The following is a 1,282-nucleotide window of genomic DNA, read 5'->3' on the forward strand; positions in this document are numbered from 1 at the left end:
GGTGTACGACCGGAGACATCGTTTACATAGTAAACCGGGGACATGGTTTACACATTTGAGGCTTGGACGCGGTTTTCGCCTCGTCCAAGCCTCCCCAGTAGATGTGAACACAGAAACACATCCCAAACATCATCTTCCACTTCTTTGAGGCCGATCTTCTCGCCAGCCAGGGCCTCACTGATGAACAAGAGCTTTCCCTTCCATTTGATCGATCCATTTTGCCTAACATTGCGCACTGCCATTTCGGTGGGATATTCCACAGCAGGTAGGCATCCTGGGTAAGGCCGATTGGAGGGTATATACAGCTCGAAAGGACGCTTCATCCCCAGTGCTTCGTGGGGACGGACATAGTTGAACTCGTGCCGGAAGTGCTCAAGCAGCAGTTGCTGATCGATCAAGTTGTGGCCTATCGGCAACTCAAGCTTCATGCTCCGATGCATCCGCTCATGACGGCCATTCTGATCTGGACGTGCAGGTGCGGTCCGCTCGGGAAAGATGCCTAGACGGATCAACCAAACAGCGATGGTGGACATCCTGGCCAATCCGACCGAAGCAAACGGGCTGCCGTTATCCGAGCGAATCACCTCTGGCATGCCATGCTCCTGAAAAAGCCACTCCAGTGTCTGAATCACTGGCTGCGTCATGATGTTCTGATGGGCTTTGCAGGCCAGGATGACGCGCGAGGCATGGTCGGTAACCGTCAGCGGATAGCACCACTGGCCGTTGAGCATCTTGAACTGACCCTTGTAATCAATGCACCAGGTCTGGTTCGGCTCATTGGCCTCGCGCATTTTGGTGGGGCTTTTCCCGTATCGCCGTTTTGGCCCCCGTTTGTGGACCATGCCCAACCGGTCCAGCCACTGGCCTGCCGTGCTCGGAGATGGCCACTCAATGGTCGGATCTTCTAGCCGTAACAGCTCAATAAGCTTCTTCGGACCCCATTTATCGTGCGCTTCTTTCATCGCAACAATACGAGCCAGTAGCTCATCGCTTGTCTTGTTAGGGCTGTTATGGGGGCGCCGCGAGGCATCGGAAAGCGCCGCTGCTCCACCGGCAGCGTATCGCGATATCCACTTATCAATCGTGGGGCGGCTAACGCTGTACCGGTGGGCGAGTTGGCTTTTGGTGTAGACACCAGAAAGCCAATCGCCAATCAATCTGACTCGTTGATCCATGGGGGACTCTTGGTTCCAGGGCATGATCAAATACCTCCTGATCATGCGTATTAGCCTGTAAACAATGTCCCCGGTTTGAAATGTAAACGATGTCTTCGGTTTGTACC

Annotated in this window: 1 protein-coding gene; it reads right to left on the reverse strand. The window is 54.1% G+C overall.

Going from position 1 to position 1,282, the window contains the following annotated elements; all coding sequences use genetic code 11:
* Positions 1 to 47: 47 nt before the first annotated feature.
* A complete protein-coding gene (locus tag ACZ6YA_RS26050) occupies positions 48 to 1,199 on the reverse strand; it encodes a DDE-type integrase/transposase/recombinase (RefSeq protein ID WP_465900631.1) in 1,152 nt (383 codons plus the stop codon).
* Positions 1,200 to 1,282 lie beyond the last annotated feature (83 nt).

Source organism: Pseudomonas sp. NPDC090752 (assembly GCF_055584805.1).